The sequence below is a fragment of the Streptomyces sp. SL06 genome, assembly GCF_058244745.1.
The window spans coordinates 7,076,240-7,092,335 of record NZ_JBSYOT010000002.1 but is presented as its reverse complement, the minus strand read 5'-3'; the positions used below and the strand labels follow the sequence as shown (position 1 = coordinate 7,092,335).

The 16,096-nt window shown below is 70.0% G+C and carries 12 protein-coding genes; 3 read left to right on the top strand and 9 right to left on the bottom strand.

The genetic code is table 11. The features are described from left to right. Position 1: 1 nt before the first annotated feature. The 6 genes from AC4IHM_RS32395 to AC4IHM_RS32370 form a co-directional block, all read right to left on the bottom strand. Positions 2 to 1,015, bottom strand: coding sequence for an ABC transporter ATP-binding protein (locus tag AC4IHM_RS32395; RefSeq protein ID WP_490870525.1), 1,014 nt, complete (start codon positions 1,013 to 1,015; stop codon positions 2 to 4). After that, a complete protein-coding gene (locus tag AC4IHM_RS32390; protein ID WP_490870524.1) occupies positions 1,005 to 2,027 on the bottom strand; it encodes an ABC transporter ATP-binding protein in 1,023 nt (340 codons plus the stop codon). Before AC4IHM_RS32390 ends, AC4IHM_RS32395 begins: the two co-directional genes overlap by 11 nt. Positions 2,028 to 2,071: 44 nt before the next feature. Continuing rightward, on the bottom strand, positions 2,072 to 3,646 hold the full coding sequence (locus tag AC4IHM_RS32385) for an ABC transporter substrate-binding protein (RefSeq protein ID WP_490870523.1): 1,575 nt from the start codon (positions 3,644 to 3,646) through the stop codon (positions 2,072 to 2,074). 77 nt (positions 3,647 to 3,723) lie between these two features. After that, complete coding sequence (locus tag AC4IHM_RS32380) at positions 3,724 to 4,623, bottom strand: ABC transporter permease (protein ID WP_490870522.1); 900 nt, start codon at positions 4,621 to 4,623, stop codon at positions 3,724 to 3,726. Continuing rightward, a complete protein-coding gene (locus AC4IHM_RS32375; RefSeq protein ID WP_490870521.1) occupies positions 4,620 to 5,576 on the bottom strand; it encodes an ABC transporter permease in 957 nt (318 codons plus the stop codon). Before AC4IHM_RS32375 ends, AC4IHM_RS32380 begins: the two co-directional genes overlap by 4 nt. A 312-nt stretch (positions 5,577 to 5,888) precedes the next feature. Then, a complete protein-coding gene (locus AC4IHM_RS32370) occupies positions 5,889 to 8,591 on the bottom strand; it encodes a mycofactocin-coupled SDR family oxidoreductase (protein WP_490870520.1) in 2,703 nt (900 codons plus the stop codon). A gap of 179 nt (positions 8,592 to 8,770) precedes the next feature. On the opposite strand from AC4IHM_RS32370, the gene AC4IHM_RS32365 reads away from it, so the two are divergent. Both AC4IHM_RS32365 and AC4IHM_RS32360 read left to right on the top strand, forming a co-directional pair. Next, a complete protein-coding gene (locus tag AC4IHM_RS32365; protein ID WP_490870519.1) occupies positions 8,771 to 9,787 on the top strand; it encodes an LLM class flavin-dependent oxidoreductase in 1,017 nt (338 codons plus the stop codon). 105 nt (positions 9,788 to 9,892) lie between these two features. Next, the gene (locus tag AC4IHM_RS32360) at positions 9,893 to 10,126 is read left to right on the top strand and encodes a hypothetical protein (protein ID WP_490870518.1); all 234 of its coding nucleotides are present in this window, start codon (positions 9,893 to 9,895) and stop codon (positions 10,124 to 10,126) included. An 84-nt stretch (positions 10,127 to 10,210) separates the two neighbouring features. Here the strand turns inward: AC4IHM_RS32360 and trxA are convergent, their stop codons facing one another. The 3 genes from trxA to AC4IHM_RS32345 form a co-directional block, all read right to left on the bottom strand. Next, positions 10,211 to 10,534 (bottom strand): thioredoxin, encoded by a 324-nt coding sequence (trxA, locus tag AC4IHM_RS32355; RefSeq protein ID WP_490870517.1) that lies wholly within the window; start codon positions 10,532 to 10,534, stop codon positions 10,211 to 10,213. 31 nt (positions 10,535 to 10,565) lie between these two features. Continuing rightward, complete coding sequence (locus tag AC4IHM_RS32350) at positions 10,566 to 12,266, bottom strand: UGSC family (seleno)protein (protein ID WP_490870516.1); 1,701 nt, start codon at positions 12,264 to 12,266, stop codon at positions 10,566 to 10,568. An 80-nt stretch (positions 12,267 to 12,346) separates the two neighbouring features. Continuing rightward, positions 12,347 to 14,284 carry a flavin-containing monooxygenase gene (locus AC4IHM_RS32345; protein WP_490870515.1) on the bottom strand — a complete coding sequence of 646 codons (1,938 nt, stop codon included), beginning with the start codon at positions 14,282 to 14,284 and terminating at the stop codon, positions 12,347 to 12,349. A 219-nt stretch (positions 14,285 to 14,503) separates the two neighbouring features. Here AC4IHM_RS32345 and mftG point away from each other — a divergent pair, with 219 nt between their 5' ends. Beyond that, positions 14,504 to 16,042: a mycofactocin dehydrogenase MftG gene (gene mftG / locus AC4IHM_RS32340; RefSeq protein ID WP_490870514.1), complete on the top strand. Its 1,539-nt coding sequence runs from the start codon at positions 14,504 to 14,506 to the stop codon at positions 16,040 to 16,042. Positions 16,043 to 16,096 lie beyond the last annotated feature (54 nt).

The following is a 16,096-nucleotide window of genomic DNA, read 5'->3' as shown; positions in this document are numbered from 1 at the left end:
CTCACGGGGCGCCGTCCGGCTCGTCGTCCTCGGGACCGTGGAGCGGGAAGTGGCAGGCCACGTACTGGTCCTCGCGCACCTTCCGCATCCGCGGCTCGTCGACGGCGCACCGCTCGGTGGCCAGCGGGCAGCGGGTGCGGAACCGGCAGCCCGTCGGCGGCGCCAGCGGCGAGGGGATGTCGCCCTCCAGCGCCGGCCCGCTGAACCCGTCCTCGGAGTCGAGCAGCGGGACGGAGTCGAGCAGGGCGCGGGTGTAGGGGTGGGCCGGCCGGTCGTAGACCAGATCGGAGTCCCCGAACTCGCACGACTTGCCGAGGTACATCACCATGACGTTGTCGCTGACGGCGCGGACCACACCGAGGTCGTGCGCGATGAACACCACGGTCAGCGCGTACGCGGCCTTGATCTCCTCGATGAGGTTGAGCGTCTGCGCCTGGACCGAGACGTTGAGGGCCGACACCGGTTCGTCGCAGATCAGCAGCTTGGGGTCGACGGCCAGGGCACGTGCGATGGCGACCCGCTGCGCCTGTCCCCCGGAGAGCTGGCGGGGCATCCGGTTCGCGAACCGTTCCGCTTCGAGTCCGACCCGGATCATCGCCGTGGAGGAGCGCTTGTCCCGTTCCTGGGACGGCACGCCCGCCACGGCGAGCCCCTCCGAGACGATGTCCTTGACCCGGCGCCGGGGGTTCAGCGAGGCCACCGGGTCCTGGAAGACCATCTGCATGTGACGCCGCAGCGTCCGCATGCGCCGGGTGCCGGCCCGGTCGATCCGCTCGCCGTCGAACTCGATGGTGCCGGCCGCCGCGCCGCCGAGGCGGAGTACGGCCCGGCCCGTGGTGGACTTGCCGCAGCCGGACTCGCCGACGATGCCGAGCGTCTCGCCCGGCAGGACGTTGAAGCTGACCCCGGAGACGGCGTGCACCACCCCCGCGTCGGTGCGGTACTCGACGACCAGGTCTTTCACTGTCAGCAGGGCCTTCTCGCCCCGCAGATGCGCGGTACCGCTACCGGCCAACGCGATCACCTCCGGACATCGGTTCGGCGGGCGGGGGCACCGGGACGCAGCAGGCGACCCGGTGGTCCTCCCCGACCGGGGTCATGACAGGACCGGGCACACCGCACTCGTCACGTACGGACATGCAGCGCGGGCCGAACCGGCAGCCCAGGGGCGGGGCCACGGGGTCCGGCAGCGTGCCCGGGATCAGCCGCAGCGGGGCGTGCCGTTCGTGATCGATGGTGGGCACGGCCCCCAGCAGGGCCTCGGTGTAACGGTGCCGGGGCGCCGCGAACAGGTCGCGGGTGGTGCCGACTTCGGCCAGTCGGCCGGCGTACATCACCGCCGTGCGGTCGGTGCGGCCCGCGACCACCGCCAGGTCGTGGCTGATCAGCATCAGGGCGGCCCCGCGGTCCTGCTGGATGCGGCGGAGCAGGTCAAGGATCTGGCGCTGCACGGTGACGTTGAGAGCCGTGGTCGGCTCGTCCGCGATGACCAGATCGGGCTCGCACGCCAGCGCGATCGCGATCATCACACGCTGGCGCATACCGCCGGAGAGTTCGTGCGGGTAGCTGCGCAGCCGCCGTTCCGGGTCGGGCACCCCGACCTCCTTCAGGAGGGACACCGCGCGCGACCTGGCCTCGGTGCGGCCGACGCCGAGGTGCCTTCGCATTCCCTCGGTGAGCTGCCGCTCCACCCGGACCACGGGATTGAGGGAGCGGCCGGGGTCCTGGAGCACCATGGCGATGCGCCGGCCCCAGATCCCGGCCCGCTCCGCCCTCGGCAGCGTGAGCAGGTCCCGGCCCTCGAAGAGGATCTGCCCGGAGCAGCCCGAGCGTCCCGGCAGCATGCCCATGATGGCCTTCGCCAGCACGGACTTGCCGGAGCCCGACTCCCCCACGACACCCAGCGACTGCGCGCGGTCGACCGTGAGGGAGACGTTGTCGACCGCCCGGACGACACCGTGCGGTGTCCCGATGTGGGCCCGCAGGTTCCGGATGTCGAGCAGGGGTACGTTCGTCGCGGTGTTCATGGCCTGGCACGACCTCTCGTCGGGCGGCGGTGGTCCGGCGCAACCTAGTGCTTGATCCACATCTCCTCGGGGCGCAGGGACCCGAAGCCGTACTGCTGCACCCCGCCGACGTCCTTGCCGTAGATCACGCTGCCCGCGGTCCGCAGGACCCAGAGCATCGGGTGGAGTTGCACGAGCCGCTTCTGGACCTCCTCGTAGGCGGCCTTGCGCTCGGCGGTGTCCGTGGCCGTCCGCCCGGCGAGGAGGGCCTTGTCCAACTGGGCGTCCTCCACTCCGGACATGTTGGAGGCCTCACCGCTGTGGAAGGCGGTCCACAGCCTCGGCTCGGGGTCGAGGAAGGACGCGGAGGTCACGGCCATGTCGAAGTCGTGGGAACTCTGGAGAGTGAGGTACTCCGCGAAGTCGATCACCTTGATCTTCACGGTGACGTTCTTGAACTTGCTCAGCTGGGCCTGGACCGCCTCGGCCTGGGCCCGGCTCTCGGACGACGAGGTGGTGGTGAAGGTGAAGCTCACGCGCTTGCCGTCCGCGGCGAGTTCGTCGAAGAGCCGTTGTGCGGTGTCCTTGTCCGGAGTGCTCACCGGTATGTCGGCGTAGAAGGGCGACGACTTGCTGAACAGTGTGTCGACCGTCTCTCCGGCGCCCGCGAACACGGCGTCGTTGAGGGCGTTGAAGTCGATGGCCGCGGCCATTGCGTCGCGGGCCCGGGGGTCGTCGAAGGGCGCCCTGCGCATGTTCATGGAGATGTAGGTGCCGCCGCTGAGCGGCATGACGTTCGTCGGCAGTCCGGCGTCCTCGGCCCGCTTGAGGTTCTGCCAGTTGGACTCGACGGCGATGTCGGCGCCGCCGCTGATCGCCGTGTTGACGCGCTGGGTCGCGTCGAGGGAGACGCGCAGGGTGAGGCTGTCCAGGTAGGGCTTGGGCGAGTCCCAGTACTTGGGGTTCTTCACCAGTTCCATGGCGTCCTGACGCCGCCACACCTTGAGGGTGTACGGGCCCGCTCCGACCGGCGCCGCGTCGAACGATTTGGCGCCCTTCTCCAGGGCCTCGGGAGCCGCGATCCAGTTCATGGAGGTGGTCACCACCGAGTGCGCGAAGTGCGACACCGGCTGGGACATCGTGACCCGCAGCGTGGTCGCGTCCACGACCCGGGTCGAGGCCATGACCGACACGTCGCCGAGGTACGGCGATCCGGTGGCCGGCTTGCGCATCCGGTCCCAGTTGTACTTGACGGCTTCGGCGTTCAGCGGGGTTCCGTCGGAGAAGACGAGCCCGTCGCGGAGCTTCAGTTCGAAGGTCTTGCCGCCGTCCCGGGTGTCGAAGGACTCGGCCATCGAGGGGCGGATCTCCCCGGTCTTGGGGTCGTCCGTCAGCAGGGTGCCGTAGAGGGCGTTGCCGACGATCGCGCCGCTCGCGAAGTTGTTGCCCGTCTGCGCCGGGTCGAGCGTGCGCAGTTCGCTGAGGGTGAGGACGTCGGCGGAACCTCCCGCGACGGGTTTTCCGGAAGCGCCGCTCCCCTTCGTGGTGGTGTCGCCCCCACCGCCGCCGCAGCCACTGAGCAGGAGCAGTGCCGTGGTGCCGGCGGCCACGGCCGTGGTGTATCGCCTCTTGCGGGTCATCGTTGACCTCTCGTTCGGACGGTCTGAGAACTGCGGGCGCCGTACGGCGCGACCATGGATGCGGTACGGCGCTTTCGTCACTCGCGCAGTGCGCGGTCGAGGCGGTGACGCAGATCGTCGCCGGCCTGATTGAGGGAGAACACGGTCAGGAAGATGAACAGGGCCGGCACGAAGACCATGTGCGGGTATTCGCCGATCGAGTCCTTGCCGTCGGAGATCATCCCGCCCCAGCTCGGCGAGGGCGGCGGGATGCCCATGCCGAGGAAGCTCAACGAGCCCTCCGCCACGATGAGCGCGGCCACCACGACCGGCAGATACGCCCCCTGGGCCGGCAGCAGGTTGGGCAGGATCTCGCGGAGCATGATCCGCCGGTCGCCCGCCCCCATGTTGCGGGCGGCGGTGACGAACTCGCGGGACGCCCAGGAAAGGGTGTTGGCACGGGCCAGCCGGATGAAGGAGGGAATGACCAGCAGGGTCAGCCCGATGAGGATCGTCGGCACGCTGGGGGTGAGCACGGAGGACAGGGCGAGCAGCAGGATCAGCGGCGGGAAGGCGAGCATCGCGTCCGCCAGCAGCCTGATCAGGCTGTCGACACGGCCCCCGAGGTAGCCCGCGGCCATCCCGAACGCCACCCCGATGGCCGCCCCCGCGAGCCCCGCGACCGCGCCGACCAGCAGCGAGACGCGTGCCCCGTAGACGCACCGGGACAGCAGCGACCGGCCGAGCTGGTCGGTGCCCAGGAACAGGTCGAGGGAGCCGAAGTCGGGTGTCTGGCGGGGCGCGCCGACGGGAGTGCCGTACGGCGCCAGGGGCAGTACGTCGGCCAGGGCGGCGGCCAGGACCGCCACGGCGAGCCAGGCGTAGGCGAGGACCACCAGGATCGACGGCCGGCTGCGGACCACCGGAACCGAGGGCTCCACCGGTGCGGCGGTCTCGGCCCCGGTGTGGGACCGGTCCGTCTGCTTCGTGGACGTCATGCTGCGGCCACCTTTCTGACCCGCGGGTCCAGCCATCCGTAGCTGAGGTCGACCAGGGTGTTGACGACCACGTACACGACGACGACGAAGACCACGATTCCCTGGACCGACACGAGGTCGCGCGAGACGATCGAGGAGACGACCAGCTGGCCGAGGCCCGGCAGCGAGAAGAGCACCTCTACCACGACCGTCCCGCCGATCAGCCGGCCCAGGTTGATGCCGACCAGCGTGATCAGTGAGAAGGACGACGGTCTCAGGGCGTGCCGGAGCATCACGTAGCTCCGGCTCATGCCCTTGGCTCGGGCCGCCCCGATGAAGTCCTCGCGCAGCGTGGACACCAGATCGGCGCGCAGCACCCGGTGGAAGGCGGCGATCTCGGTGAGCGCGATGGACAGCGCCGGCAGGAAGGCGCCCCGGAGGTTGGCTTCAAGCCCGTCGGCACCGGCTCTCGACCAGCCGCTCACCGGGAACCAGCCCCATTGCAGGGCGAGGAAGTAGATGAGCAGCGGGCCCGCGATGAACGCGGGGACGGACAGCAGGGCCGACGAGAAGGCGGTCATCGCCCGGTCCGCCCACGAGCCCTCCCAGGCCGCGGAGGCCACGGCGAGCAGGAGGGAGACGACCAGGGAGATGGTGAGCGCCATGGCCGCCAGTTCCAGGGTCACCGGAAGGCGGTTCAGTACGGCGTCCAGGACCGACTCGTTGGTCACCGGGGAGGTCCCGAGGTCGCCCTTGACGGCGTGCCCCGCCCAGTCGAGGTACTGCCTCCACAGCGGCCGGTCCATCCCGAGCTGGGCGTTCAGCTCCGCGACCGCCTCGGGTGTGGCGTTCTCGCCGAGGATCACGGAGGCCACCGAGCCGGGCGCGAGACTGAGCAGCCCCACGGAGGCCATGGTGACCAGGACGATCACGATCAGGCTGCGCGCGACCCGTCTCACGGCGCTGAGCAGCATGCGACTCGCCTCCTCACAAGACATCAGTGGCTTGGAAGAACTGGCCGGACCTTTCGAACCGCCGCCTGTCGGCAGGGCCGTACGGAACGACTGTCGGCCATGTGGCCGGATTGACTCGACGGCAGCCCAGCATGGTGAGGGGCGCGGGCCCATGGGCGCGGGATGTCCACTCATCGGGACGGTTGTGCCGCAAAGGCGTCGGCGTGCGGGATCCGGGGTTCTCTTCGTGGCGCGCGGGGGTGTCCCGCTCACGCGGGCGGCACTCCGGCGGCCGGCGCGGACGGCGAGCGGGTGGCTTGCGGCGGCCGGGGGTCAGCGGTTGGTGCGCCCGAGATCCACCGGGAGCTGGATGCCGGTCACGTGCCGCGCCTCGTGGGAGGCCAGCCAGGCCACTGCCGCCGCTATGTCCTCGGCCTCGCTCACCCCGTCGGGAAGGGAACCCTGGTAGTGGGCGCTCAGGTCGGGGTCCGCCTCCAGGAGGGGCCGGATGCCGGGCACGAGCTTGGTGTTGACGCCGTGCGGGTGCACGGTGTTCACCCGGATCCGGTGGGCCCCCAGTTCATTGGCGAGCGTCTTGGCCAGCCCGGTCACACCGTGCTTGGCCGCCACGTAGTCCGCCAGCAGGGGCAGTCCCTTGAGCCCGGCCACGGAGCTGGTGAAGACGATCGCCCCTCCGGTGGCCTGTTCCAGCATGATCGGAATCGCGGCCTTGGCGGTGTGGAAGGCGCCGGTGAGGTTGATGTCGACGGTCGCGTTCCAGTGGTCGAGGTCGATCTCCCAGGTACGGCCGAACGTCGTCATGCCCGCGTTGGCCACCACCACGTCCAGGCGTCCCAGTTCGCCCACGCTCTGTTCCAGTGCCGCCCGCACGGCGGGGAAGTCGCGTACGTCGGCCTTGTGTGTCAGGATGCGGCGGCCGAGCTTCTCCACCAGCCGCGAGGTCTGCGCCAAGTCCTCGGGGGTGGCCCCCGGATAGTCCGTGGTCGGCAGGTCCTCGCAGATGTCGAGGGCGATGATGTCGGCGCCCTCCGCGGCGAACCGCACCGCCTCCGCCCGCCCCTGCCCGCGGGCCGCACCGGTGATGAACACGACCTTGCCCTCGAACCTGCGGGCGCTCGGGGTGCTCGGCACCGGGGCCGCGGGGACTGTGCTCGTCATGACGTGGTCCTCTCGTCGGTCGAGGAGTCGGCGACCGGCGTGCTCGTGGTCCGCTCCGGCCAGGCGGTGAGGTTCAGGTCTGCGAGATCGCCTCGGCGCCGCCATTCCTCGAGCATGGTGAAGTACGCAGTCGAGGTGCCCGGATAGTTGACGTTCTTGTCGGGGCGGCCCTCGGGATCGCCTTCGTTGTTCCAGCGTCCCGGCGTGCAGTCCCGCAGAAAGCTGCCGCCGCCCAGCAGTGCGAGACCCGACCCCTGCACGACACCGCTGACGTAGTCCTCCTCGGCCCGGCGGGTGACGTTCCGCGACGGCCCCGCGGTCCTCGAACTCGCGGATGAGATGGGTGACGTGGCGGCCGGTCTCCTCCAGGGTGTGCACGAAGTTCACCGCCGCGGTGCCCTGGGTGTAGTTCGGCGGCAGGAGGAAGAAGTTCGGGAAGCCGCTCGTCATGATGCCGTGGAAGGTCTCCGGACCGTCCTTCCACTTCTCGGACAGGGTCAGGCCGTCCAGCCCCGTCACGTCGAAGCCGACGCGGTCCGTGTAGGCGGAGTCCTGGTCGAAGCCCGTCGCCAGGATCAGGCAGTCCACCGGGTACTCGACTCCGGCGACCTCGACGCCCCGGGCGGTGATGCGCCGCACGCCCTTGCCCTCGGTGTCGACCAGTTGCACATTGGGCCGGTTGAAGGCGGGCAGGTACTCGTCGTGGAAGCAGGGCCGTTTGCACTGGTAGCGGTAGTACGGCTTCAGCGCCTCCGCCGTCGCCCGGTCCCGCACCTCCGCGTCGATCCGGGCGCGTACGTGCTCCATGTGTTCCAGGTCGATCAGCTCGCGCCGCCGGGCGAACTCCTCGGGTCCCAGTTCACCGAGGCCGTCTCCGCTCAGCATCGCGTGATAGAAGACGGTCCACCCGTCGCCCACCAGGTCCTCGGTGATCTGCTCGCCGTTGGTGACGGCCGTGAAGTTGTCCCGCCTGCGCCGCTGCCAGCCCGGCCGGAGGGAGCGCGCCCACTCCTGGTCCGTCTCCTGGTTGTCGCGGACGGAGACCGTGGAGGGGGTCCGCTGGAAGACGAGCAGCTTCTTCGCCGACTCGGCCAGCGGCGCCACGATCTGTACCGCGGTGGCACCGGTGCCGATGACCCCGACCGTCTTGTCGCCGAGCTTGTCCAGCGGCTCGGCCGGCCCTCCGCCGGTGTAGTCGTAGTCCCACCGCGAGGTGTGGAAGAGCTTGCCCTCGTAGCTGTCGATGCCCTCGATCGGCGGCAGTTTCAGGGAGGTGAAGGAGCCGTGCGCCACGACCACGTAGCGGGCCCTGACCGCATCGCCCCGGTCGGTGGTCACCGTCCAGCGCGAGTCGTCCGGCTGCCACCGCATCCCGGTCACCGCCGTGTGGAACAGGGCCAGTTCGTACAGTCCGAAGTGCCGGGCGAGCTTCTGGGTGTAGGCCAGGATCTCCGGACCGTACGCGTACCGGTGCCGGGGCATGTAGCCCAGCTCCTCCAGCATAGGCAGATAGACGTACGACTCCACGTCGCACATCGCGCCCGGGTAGCGGTTCCAGTACCACACCCCGCCCACGTCTCCGGCCTTCTCCACGATCCGGACCCGCTCCACACCCGCCTTGCGCAGCTGCGCGGCCACCAGCAGACCGCCGAATCCTCCGCCCACGACGAGCGCGTCGACCGTGTCGTGCACGGGTTCACGGTCGACGACCTCGGTGAACGGGTCCTTCAACAGTTCCTCGTGTCCCGCGAGATCGAGAATCTCCCGGCGCCTCGGATCGAGCCGCTTGTCCCGCTCGGCCCGGTATTTGGCACGGGCCCGCTCAAGATCGGTGGGCTCGGCCGTGGTGTGCGTCATCCCTTGTCTCCGTCCTTCGGCTCCGGCTCGACCGGCCTGCGACCAACGTCTCAACTCTATGGGAGCAGCTAAATCATGTGAAGGTATCGGCAGCAGACATTCAACTTAAACAGATAACTCAATGCTACAATTCTGGCCCAGTTGAGCAGCTCTCAGCGCTCCGAGAGGATCGGTCAACCATGACGGAGTTCGGTATGCCGTGGCCGGGCGGCGAAACGGGCCGGGAAGCGGAAGCGGCCGGAGCATCGGCCTTCTGCACCGGAGAGTTCGCCGACCACGACGCCTACGTGACCGTGGCGGCCATGGCCGGGGCCACCCGCAGCGCCCTGGTCGGCCCCGCGATCGCCTACGGCCTGTCCCGGACACCGTTCGCGCACGCGACCGCGATCCGCACCCTGTGGACCCAGGCGCCCGGCCGCGTCTTCGCGGGCCTCGGCTCGGGGGCGTTCTCCGTCAACCGCGACTGGTGCGGCGTGCCCGCGGACCGTCCCGTGCAGCGCATGTCGGAGCTGGTCGCGGCCGTCCGGGCGTGGCTGCACGCGGAGAACGGGCAACGGGTGCGCTTCGAGGGCGAGTTCTACCACATCGACGCGCAGGTCAAGGCACCGGTACTGGGACGGATCGAGGTACCCGTCCTGCTCGCCGGATTCCAGCGGCGGATGGCGGGTGCGGCCGGCCGCGTCGCGGACGGTGTCATCGGGCACGGCCTGTTCACCGACAGGTGGTGGGACGACATCGTGCGGCCCGCCGTGGAGAGCGGCGCGAAGGAGGCCGGACGCGACACCCGCCCGCTGGAGCACGGCTGGCTGCTGACGGCCGTCGACGACGCGGATCCCGAGCGCGCCGTCAAGGACATGCGCCGGATGATCGCCTTCTACCTGACGGTGCGCACCTACGACGCCTTCGCCGCACACCACGGCTGGACGGCCCAGGTGGAGCGCATCCGGGAGGCGTTCGCCGACGGCCGGATCGACGACATGGCACGGGCCGTGACCGACGACATGGTCGAGGCAATCGCCGTGTGCGGGAGCACCGCCGACGCCACGGCGGCCCTGCGCCGCCGCCGCGCCTCGATCGCGCGGGACGTCGTCTACTTCGCGCCGCCGTCCTTCATGGTCGGCGAGCGGCGCCGGCAGGCCTACGCCCGCTCCAGCCTCGCCCTCCTGCCCACGCTCAAGGGCGAGGAGGGCCCCTGACCTCCGACGGGGGTCCGGCACGCCGCAGCACACCCATACGTACCCAGGACGAACCGACCACACAGGAGCCCGGCATGACCCAAGTCCAGGAACGTCGTACGCGAAGTGCTCACCCTGCTGGAGCCCATGGTGGCTCCCGACGGGGGGACGATCCGGCTCGCGGAGTTCTCTCCCGAGCAGTCGCGGCTGACCGTCGACTACGCCCGAGGCACCAATGACGCCTGCTCGACCTGTGTGCTCGACGGGGACTCGCTCAAGGCGTTCATCGAGGAGGGGCTGCAGACCCGCGGTGTCGAACTGGCCGAGGTCACCGTACGGGAGCCGGACCCGGCCGGCTGAGCGCGGCACCGGCCACCCGTGCCCGGCACGGGCGACGCGGGGCGACCGTCCTGGTGACGGTCGCCCCGCGTGTGTCTCGGCGGGTCACAGGTAGTCGCCGATGGCCTTCTCGATCAGTGTGCGCGGCTTGGCGCCGACGAGTGTCGCCACCACCTCTCCCCGCGAGAAGAGCAGCAGGGTGGGGACCGACGAGACCCCGTGCGCCTCGGCCGTCCGGGGACTGTCGTCCAGATTCGCCTTCACGACGTCGATCTTCTCCCCGTGCGCCTCGGCCAGCGCGTCCATGATGGGCCCCATCGCCCGGCACGGACCGCACCAGGGCGCCCAGAAGTCCACCAGCACCGGCCGGGCACCGCGCACGACGACCTCCTCGAAGTCGGCGTCGGTGACCTCACTGACACCTGGCATACCGTCACTCCTTCCGGGATCGCGACCCCGACTACCCGATGGCGGTGATCTTCTCCGTGATCGGCGTGGTCATGGTGCCGAAGACGAACTCCTTGGGCGTTCCGTGGCCGGCGACGGCGATGTTGACGGTGTCCGGGTCGTTGAACGCCTGTATCGTCTGCGACCGCTGCTCCTCGGGCGTGAGCTGGAACATCCACTCCCACTCCGGCCGGACCAGCCCCCGGTCCCGGAAGTCGAGGAACGGGGCGATGATGTCGGCGATGCTGCGCCTGACGTTGTGCAGCATGAACCGCCGGACGGCGTCCTTGCTCAGGCCGGCGTCGTTGAACCGCTTGGCGGTCTCGGGCGGCAGCAGGTAGAAGAGCCCGTCCTCGTTGCCCTGGAGGCCGCCCAGGGTGCTGGTCATGAAGCCGACCTGGGTGAGCGCGGGGGTGCGCGCCGCGAGGGAGCGCAGCCGGCGCTCCACGGTGCCGTGGTTGGACCCGAGGTCCCACTCACCGACGGAGTGCAGTACGGTCACGGTGCTGTCGTCCGGCCGGAAGCCCTTGTTCACCTGGTACGGCTCCCAGGGGCTCTCGTCCTCGTTCTCGCCGATGACCTGGATGTTCTTGCGCACGGTTCCGATGGTGTCGAGGTCCATCCGCCCCGGGATCCACATGCCGAGGTTGCGCAGGGTGAGGGCGACGGCACGGCCGATGCGGGTGTTGACCCGGTTGGCGCGGCCCGGTCCCAGCGGGCTGCGTCCGTTGTTGATGCCGAGCTTCTTCACCAGCGGCCCGTTGACGACCAGGACGGGCGCGAAGGCTCCGGTCGACATCAGCACCGAGAGGTTCATCGGCGGCGGGCAGTCGTGGATCGCCTTCAACGCGGCGATCACGACGGGCAGTTCCTCGGGGCGGCAGCCTGCCATGGCCGCGTTGACCGCGATCCGCTCCAGGGTGCCGTGGCCGTGCAGCGGCGGGATGGTGACGATCAGCTCGTCGCGCGGGCGCCCCTGGGCCTCGATGATCGCCTCGACCTTGTCCCGGGTGGGCGGGTGCAGGGGCAGGCCGTCGCCGAAGTCGTGCTCGGTGTAGTACTCGTGGAACGACTCGTACGCCTGTGCCACCGTGGCGCCCTGGAAGGTGTACGACTCCTGCCGCTCCTGTCCCGCCTGGTCGTCGACGCCGGTCTCGTCGTCCGCCTCCCCCTTGACGAGGGCGCGCAGCACGTCGTCCGCGACGGGCACCGTCTGCTCGGCGGCCTGTTCGGCGGTGAGCGCGGTGAAGACCCGGGGCACGACCACGTACCGCAGCTCCGGCACCCCGAAGACCTTGGCGCTGGTGTCCGTGTCGCGCTCGAAGCCCCGGGCCACGATCGTCACCTGGGGCACGCCGGCCTTCTCCGCCTGGGCGCCGTCGTGGATCAGCCACGAGGTGCAGGCCCCGCAGTCGGCGGTGGCGCCGATCAGGGCGTCGCTCTCGTCGATGGCCCGCCGCAGCAGCTCCGGCTCGAAGCGGATCGACCCGGGGTACAGCCGGATCTTCAGGTCCGGGTAGGTCTCCTTGATCTTCTCCGCGACCGCCTGCAACGCCACCTCGGCGTTGGGCTTGCTGTTGGACAGCAGGCCGAGCACCTTGCCGTTCAGTGTGTCCAGGCGCGGTGCCAGCGGACTGGCCAGTGCCGCCAGCTTGTCCGGGGTCGGGTCGACCACTTCGAGCGTGGCCTGCGCGGCAGCGTGTTCCTTCGTCACGGTCTCTCCTCCACGCGTGACGCCCGGTCGAACGGCACGCTCTGCGAAAATGCGGATCTGCGTCAGTGGTGTGATCTGATCTAGCCGAAGCGGTAGTCGCCCGGATCGAACCGCTCCAGGAGGCGGTGGTACTCCTCCAGCCGCCAGGGCACGTTGACCTGCTGCCGGCCGAACTCGTTGACGTAGTAGTTGCGGTCCTTGGAGCCCTTGTCGTACCAGATGAGCGAGAGCATGGCCTCGTCGAGCCGGCGGTTGTAGTCGTCGAAGACGTCCTGGCGGACCGTGAGGTACTTGTGGCCGCCCTCGATCAGCGCGACGAGCCCCTGCGCCGTGTAGCGCGCCCAGGTCTCCATCCAGACGATCAGTGATCCGGAGCGGTTCTGGGAGTTGGGCCCGTAGATGATGAAGAGGTTCGGGAAGTCGGGCACCGTGATGCTGAGATAGGCGCGCGGCCCGCCGCCCTCCGGGGTGCTCCACCGCTCCTCCAGCGTTCCCTCGCCGAGCCCGCGGTAGACGGTGGGCCAGAGGTACTTCTGGGTCGCGAAGCCGGTGGCCGTGAAGACCAGGTCGTAGGGGCGCTCCTTGCCGTCGACGGTGCGGATTCCCGTCGGGGTGAACCGCTCGATGCTCTCGGTGACCAGTTCCACGTTGTCCTCGAGCAGCGAGGCGTACCAGTTGTTGTCGACGATGAGCCGCCGTGCCATGGGGGCGTGCTTCGGGATGAGCTTCTCCCACAGGTCCGGCCGGTCGCGCAGCCTGGACTTCACATAGGCGGTGAGACTGTCGCGGTAGGAGTCGTTGGCCTCGTTGACCAGGCCTCCCGCGGCCTGCCACGCGGGGTCGGGCTCCTGGAGGACCTGACCGCCCAGGCGGAGGGTGGCTATGGAGTAGCAGTACCAGTTCCAGTAGTACGGCATGGTGTCCAGCAGCCAGCGGGTCTCCGGCTCGATGGGCTCGCCGTACCGCTCGCGCGGACTGATCCACTGGGGGGTGCGCTGGAAGACGCCCACGTTCGCGGCACGGCTGCGCACACTGGACATCATCTGCACACCTGTGGAGCCGTTGCCGATGATGGCCACATTGCGGCCGTCGAGCTGTTCGCGGCCGGTGCACTCGGCGGTGTGCACGATCTCGCCGCGGAAGTCCTCGATCCCCGGGACGTCCAGCCGTTTGGGTGTCGCGAACAGTCCACTGGCACTGACCACGGCGTTGGCCGTCAGCTCGCGTGCCTCACCGTCGACGACCGCCTTGAGCGACCACAGGCCGCTCTCCGCGTCGAAGTCGGCCTCCTTGATGTCGCTGTCGAAGCTGATGTGCTCGTACACGCCGTACTTCTTCGCCACGTGCTGGAGATACTCGCGGACCTCCCCGGCCCTGGCGAAGTACTCGGTCCACGGGTAGTTCTTCTCGAAGAAGAACTGGTAGAGGAAGTTGGTGGTGTCGACCCGCACATCGGGGTAGGCGTTGATGCTCCAGGTGCCGCCCAGCTCCGAGCGCCGCTCGTAGACCGTGTACGGGATGCCCAGGTGCTCCAGTTGCACCGCCACGGCGATGCCGCCGAAGCCGGAGCCGATGACGGCGACGCGGAAGTCCTCGGGGATCTCCGGCTTGCCCGCACTCCAGCGGGCGAGGCGGGGATGGTCGTCGAAGGCCGCGAGGTCGCGGCGGTAGGCCCAGTCCCGGTCCGTCAGCTTCTCGTTGCGGAAGGCCTCGTACATCCGCCGCAGTTCGGCGTCGTCCGGTTTGGCCTCGCTGAAGTCGGCGGGCTTCGTGAGCAGGAACTCGGTGGCCTTGGCCCGCAGGATCGGTACGGCTTCCTCGGCGAGCACCGTCTGGTTGAGGGCGCCTCCGTACATCACGGTCGTCTTGAGCGGCAGTTCGAGCAGGCTCTCGTCACCGGTCGCCTGATACAGCGCGAGTCTCAGTGCGTTGAGGTCGGCGTCGTCCAACGCGCGCCCGACGAAGGCCTCGTCCACCTGCTGTGGCTCTCCCGCCCCGAGCCTGCCGTTCTGGGTCATGCGGCTCCTTCCCGCTGCCGCGTAGGTACACACGGAGCGACCAATCCAGTAACAGACTATTCAGTTAACTCAATCTACTCATGCTTCGATTTACCATACATGCGAACCCACCGGAGGTCACCACCTCGTCGGGCAGCTTGGCGAAGAGCGGTGGGGACCTGGCCGAGTACGGGATCCGCCGCCCCGCGACAGTTCGCGCAAGACTCCGAGGGGGTACCGATGGACCGGTACGACGTGATCGTGGTCGGCGCCGGAGGCGGCGGCGCCCCGCTGGCGGCCCGGCTCGGCGAGGACGCCGGCCGCACCGTCCTGCTGCTCGATGCGGGACCGGTTCCGCAAACCCTCGCGCGGTTCCCGGCCGATCTGCTCGACGCGCGCCGGATACCGGGTGCCCAGCCCGGCAACCGCGCGGTTCGCATGCTCCCGGCACACCTCACCCCCGACCGTCCCCACCTGGTGCCGCGCGGCCGGTACCTCGGAGGCTCCACCACGGTCAACGGCGGCTACTTCGTCCGCGCCCGCCGAGCGGACTTCGACCGCTGGTCCGCAGCGGGGAACCCCGCCTGGTCCTACGAGCGCGTCCTGCCCTTCCTGCGCGAGATGGAGACCGACCTCGACCACGGCGCGAGCGACGTGCACGGGGGCGGCGGCCCGGTGCTCGTCCGGCGCGGCGCACTCGGGCATCCCGCGGCCGCCGCGTTCGGCGCCGCCGCGCTGGAGCTGGGCTTTCCCGAAGAGCGGGACAAGAACGACCAGCAACGGCCGGGCTTCGGAGCCGTGCCCTCCAACTCCGTGCACGGCGTCCGGCGCAACACCGGCGTCAGCCATCTGCTGGGGGCGCTCCACCGGCGCAATCTCACGGTCCGCGGCGACTGCCCGGTGCTGAAGGTCCTCGTAAGCCACGGCCGGGCGACCGGGGTATTGGTGCGTCACGGCGGCCGGCAGACCGTGGTGCACGCGTCCGAGGTGGTGTTGTGCGCCGGGTCCTTCGCCACACCCCAGCTCCTTCAGTTGTCGGGCATCGGGCCGGGCGAGGAACTGAGCAGGCTCGGCGTCCCGGTGGTCGTCGACTCCCCCGCCGTCGGCGCCCGCTTCAGCGACCATCCGCAGGTGATCATGGAGTGGCTGCCCCGCCACGACCTGGGAGGACCCGGTGCCTCCTGGCTCGGTGGCTGTCTGCACCCGTCCTCCTCGGACGGCGCGCACCCCGGCGATCTCGAGATCCTTCAGTCCCTGGCCCCGCTCGCGAGTCTGGCGGGCATGCCCACGGCACCGGGATCCCCCCTGGCCTTCCTGGTGTCGTCGCAGGCCCCGCAGGCCACGGGCGGCTACCGCCTTGGGACGGCGGATCCGGCAGCACCCCCGCACATCGACTATCACTACCTGCGCACGTCCGACGACAGACGCCGGATGCGGGAGGGCGTCCGGACGACCGCGGCGCTGGCCGCCACCCGCGCCTTCCGTGCCCTCTCGTCCGCGCCGCCCGGACCGCCCGCCCACGTGCTCAGGGACGACCGAGCGCTGGACCGCTGGATCCGCGAGCGCCTCGGCACGTCCCAGCACGCCTGCGGGACAGTGCCGATGGGACCCGACAGGGATCCCCTCACGGCCGTCGACCAGTACGGCCGGGTCCACGGCGTCGACGGCCTGCGCGTGGCGGACACCTCGATCCTGCCCACGGCGCCGCTGCGCGGTCCGGCTGCCACCGCCGTCCTGATCGGCGAGATCGTCGCCGACGCCATGCGCGGCAAGGACTGACGGCCACTCACCGGCGCTCCGCGTCGGCGTCGGTGCGGCCCCGCACATCGCGGC